The sequence below is a fragment of the Pseudomonas sp. CM25 genome, from assembly GCF_013179705.1.
GTDB lineage: Bacteria > Pseudomonadota > Gammaproteobacteria > Pseudomonadales > Pseudomonadaceae > Aquipseudomonas.
Genome location: NZ_JABMCW010000597.1, coordinates 1 through 1,822, shown reverse-complemented (window position 1 = coordinate 1,822; position 1,822 = coordinate 1). Strand labels below are relative to the sequence as shown.

The following is a 1,822-nucleotide window of genomic DNA, read 5'->3' as shown; positions in this document are numbered from 1 at the left end:
TACGCTTGATCAAAACCTATTCCTTCAAATCTCATCGGGCACCGTCCCATCCGTCGGACAGCCGGCATGCCTGGCCAGGCCATGAAATTGGCCGGTCGTTGTATGTCACTGATGATTGTCTGGGTATCTGAAGCCGCTAAGTACGCTGGGGCGCAAGACTTTTGGTCCGAGGCTGGCGTGGGATTATTCAGATTTGTATGAGCGGATGATACGCGGGTTCTGGGGGCAGGGAAAACCCTGGGTGCGGGAAGAGGCTGAATGTCGCTGAGTGGCAGGGTGATGCGAGGGTTGGGGCTGTAGGAGGTGGCTTAATGCTATCGAGTTTTTCGGTGGGAGATTGGGTCATACGACACCCACCGATAGATGTAGCGACGGTGCGGCGATCCGATTTACCCGCGAGGCGCCGCGCGGGCGGCGCTCGGAGTTCAGAGACGATGAAAAGGCTAATGGCACGTCAATCCCTAGAAAACCGTGTCCCGAACCACCCGCTGCAGGTACTGGCCATACCCGTTCTTTGCCAGCGGTGCAGCAAGTGCTTCCAGTTGCCCCGCATCGATCCAGCCCTGGCGGAACGCCACTTCCTCCGGACAGGCTACCTTCAACCCTTGGCGCCGCTCGATGGTGGCAATGTAGCCGCTGGCCTCGAGCAGCGAGTCATGGGTGCCGGTGTCCAGCCATGCATATCCACGCCCCATGATTTCTACCGACAGACGGTTCTGCTCCAGGTAGGTGCGGTTCACATCGGTAATTTCCAGCTCGCCCCGCGCCGACGGCCTGATGCTCTTGGCAATCTCGACAACATCCTGGTCATAGAAATACAAGCCAGTGACAGCGTAGTTGGACTTGGGCCTGGCCGGCTTCTCTTCCAGGCTGATCGCCCTGCCCTGCCCGTCGAACTCGACTACGCCATAACGCTCGGGGTCCTGCACGTGGTAGGCGAACACACTGGCACCCTCCCGGCAGTCCATCGCATGACGCAACAGCTGCTGGAAGTCATGGCCGTAATAGATATTGTCGCCCAACACCAGCGCCGACAGGTCATTGCCGATGAATTCCCTGCCGATGAGAAAAGCCTGCGCCAGGCCGTCCGGCGAGGGCTGCACGGCGTAAGTGATGTCGAGGCCCCAGCGGTGGCCGTCGCCCAGCAGCTGCTCGAAGCGCGGGGTGTCTTGCGGGGTGGAGATGATCAGGATGTCGCGGATGCCGGCCAGCATCAGCGTGGTCAGCGGGTAATAGATCATCGGTTTGTCGTACACCGGCAGCAGTTGCTTGGAAATTGCCAGGGTCGCGGGGTGCAGGCGGGTACCTGACCCGCCTGCCAGAATGATGCCTTTACGCTTCATAGCCGTCCTTTCTCGTGGATTTCCTTCAGCATGCGGGCCACACCCAGGCGCCAGTCCGGCAGGGTCAGGGCGAAGGCCTTCTGCAGTTCATGGGTATCAAGGCGGGAGTTGCCCGGCCGCCTGGCCGGTGTGGGGTAGGCATCGGTGGTCAACGGCTTGACCTGTCCGGCGCCGGCTTGCAATGGCACGCCCAGGGCTGTCGCCTGCTCCAGCACATAGCGGGCGTAGCCGCACCAGCTGGTTTCACCGGCGGCGGCCAAATGATACAGGCCTGCCAGGGCCGGGTTGCGGCAGGTTGCGATGACGGCGTGGGCGGTGATGTCGGCGATCAGCTCGGCACCGGTCGGGGCGCCATACTGGTCATCGATCACGCCCAGGCTGTCGCGTTCCGCAGCCAGACGCAGCATGGTCCTGGCGAAGTTGTTGCCGCGGGCGGCATACACCCAGCAGGTGCGGAAAATCAGGTACCGGCAGCCAGC

2 protein-coding genes are annotated in these 1,822 nt (G+C 61.7%); both read right to left on the bottom strand.

The annotated features are described in order from the left end of the window. Positions 1-461: 461 nt before the first annotated feature. Complete coding sequence (gene rfbA, locus HP546_RS29825; RefSeq protein WP_172233342.1) at positions 462-1,343, bottom strand: glucose-1-phosphate thymidylyltransferase RfbA; 882 nt, start codon at positions 1,341-1,343, stop codon at positions 462-464. Beyond that, on the bottom strand, positions 1,340-1,822 hold a 483-nt coding region (locus HP546_RS29820), incomplete at its 5' end, for a sugar nucleotide-binding protein (protein ID WP_172233339.1). The genes rfbA and HP546_RS29820, both read right to left, overlap by 4 nt.

What these genes read in the sequence shown, in the direction of transcription:
- rfbA (WP_172233342.1), bottom strand. Translation starts at nt 1,343, where the DNA reads ATGAAGCGTAAAGGCATCATTCTGGCAGGCGGGTCAGGTACCCGCCTG.